Origin of the sequence: Pseudoalteromonas luteoviolacea NCIMB 1942, from assembly GCF_001625595.1 — a bacterium.
GTDB classification, from domain to species: Bacteria; Pseudomonadota; Gammaproteobacteria; order Enterobacterales; family Alteromonadaceae; genus Pseudoalteromonas; species Pseudoalteromonas luteoviolacea_A.
The window spans coordinates 1-2,062 of record NZ_AUXT01000207.1; the positions used below are offsets into that span (position 1 = coordinate 1).

The window sequence follows — 2,062 nt, forward strand, 5'->3', positions numbered from 1 at the left end:
ACCTTAAAAAAGAAGCAACTCCCCCACAGAAACCACAAGAAAACCCATCTAAAACGTCGATTTAAAATTTCAACTCAAAACAGACTAAACGATTGAATCAAAATATGAACTCAGTTATGGTTTGCTGATTAAGAGTAATAAATTAAAAACGAGTAAATCTACAGGCTCGTTAGAAATCGTCACAACTATTGGGAGAATTATGAAAAAGTATTTTATAAATGTAGCTTGCATCCTTGGCCTACTTTCGTCAGGTGTGTACGGTGCGGATGTGTCATCAGGTGTGTACTCAATTGATGCGATTAGAGTCAGCGATGAAACGGGTATCACTTATGTTGATCCAGAAGGTAGCGTAAATATAAAGAATCTATCGTGCACGAGCTCTGACACGCTCGCAATCGATAGAAACGCTGCCTCATACGCACAAATATATTCAGCTTTATTGGCAGCAGCAGCCTCGTCGAGAACGGTTGAGGTGTGGGTTTCAATTGATGCAAATGATTGCTTAAATGGCCGCCAAAGAATATCTGTAATTCAAGTAAATTTCTAACAAGGTTATCAACCATCGCCAGCAAGCTGGCTGGACCTTCGCTGGGTTGGTTATAACGGCGTTATATGGCAATTGAGGTTAAGTGTTGGATTCAAGATTAAATAAAGATGCTTTAGCTCACTTAGAGGTTATGAGTCAGGTAACCATTTATCTTCGCTCACTTGGTTTTAAAACTAGAAGTTCTAAACGTTTTACGTTGTTTGGACTATTTAAGCGGTCAAACACTCTAGACTCAAAGCTAGTTGCTGATTTAATGGATGCGATTCACAATACTCCTGCTCAAGTCTCGAAACCATTATGCTCAACAGAAGAATATATAAAAATGTACTATCGTAGTTTTGACCTTAAGCATCCAAACTCAATTTCTTTAGAAGCCATATTTAAAAATTACATTGGTGATTAAGCCATATAACAAACAGTTTAAAAGCGGACAAAATTAAGTTGGCTGGTTTCGCTCCGCTTCACATTATAGCCAACCAAATTTTGCCTTTTAACTGAGGCGTTATGTGCGGTTCTAGTTCGGATTATTATCTATGAGAAATTATGACGGTAAGGAATACCGATACAAATCCTCCGACTTTTTAAAGAGTAAGGGTGTAAAAATATTATCGAATTACTTGAAGTTTCAGCCTTGTAAAAAAGGTCTTTATTACGATATTAGTCTTTATGAAGGGGGAACAGGTGTTCACGACAAGGTTTCTGCGAGATTTGTTGCAGAACCAAGCAGCTGGGAAAATATCCGAAAGTACTTTGTACTTCAAACTCCCGAACAGGCTGCTAAACACCCGGAATGGGCCGAAGATTTTGATTGGTTGGTTGATTGCGAAGAACAGTCTGAGTCTCCTATTTCGGCAGCTTCAACATTCATCAAGTCCCAAAAGAAGGATTTTCAAACAGTGGTGGACGAAGGTACCGCTATCTATTTCATAGAATGGAGTGATGTAAATAGCTGGTCAGTTTTTTGGGGAAACGAAGAATGTATTAATTTCTTATCCTTTGATCAAGGGTAAGCACATAACAAGCACAATGCATGCGAAACCCCCCGATTAAAATAGGGAGGCAAGTATAGTTTAAAAATGATGACTCGCGTAAAAAGCGAAGCTACATTGATAAAATGAAAGTCAAAATAGACAGCCCAAAGGGCCGAAGGACATACAGTAAGCGACTGGGATGTATCGAGCCCGTATTCGGAAATATCAAAGTGAATAAAGGGATGAATAAATTGACTTTACGAGGAGAAAAGAAGGTGAATGGGCAATGGAAACTGTATTGCTTAGTGCATAACCTAGAAAAATTGCGAAACACGATACACTAAGAGTGGGGTGCCCTCCGAAGTCTCAACAAGCCACATAAAACCGCCTCCAAACCCCATAAAGCCCCTCTTAAAAATGAAAATGATGCTTAAAGTAGAAAATGACTAAACGATTGAATTAAATTAAGAACTCGGTTACCGTTGATACGACAGTGAAAAATTATTAGAAACGAGTAATTCTACAGTAAGCGTGCAGCGAACCA

3 protein-coding genes and 1 pseudogene are annotated in these 2,062 nt (G+C 38.7%); all 4 read left to right on the forward strand.

The genetic code is table 11. The features are described from left to right. The first annotated feature begins 199 nt into the window (after positions 1–199). Complete coding sequence (locus N482_RS21195; protein ID WP_063378963.1) at positions 200–547, forward strand: hypothetical protein; 348 nt, start codon at positions 200–202, stop codon at positions 545–547. Between the two features lie 82 nt (positions 548–629). Next, entirely contained in the window at positions 630–950 is a 321-nt protein-coding gene (locus N482_RS21200; protein WP_063378964.1) for a hypothetical protein, read from the forward strand. A 130-nt stretch (positions 951–1,080) separates the two neighbouring features. Next, on the forward strand, positions 1,081–1,557 hold the full coding sequence (locus N482_RS21205) for a hypothetical protein (protein WP_063378965.1): 477 nt from the start codon (positions 1,081–1,083) through the stop codon (positions 1,555–1,557). A gap of 8 nt (positions 1,558–1,565) precedes the next feature. Continuing rightward, positions 1,566–1,862 (forward strand): annotated as a pseudogene (locus tag N482_RS24550) (transposase); the annotation flags it as partial. Positions 1,863–2,062 lie beyond the last annotated feature (200 nt).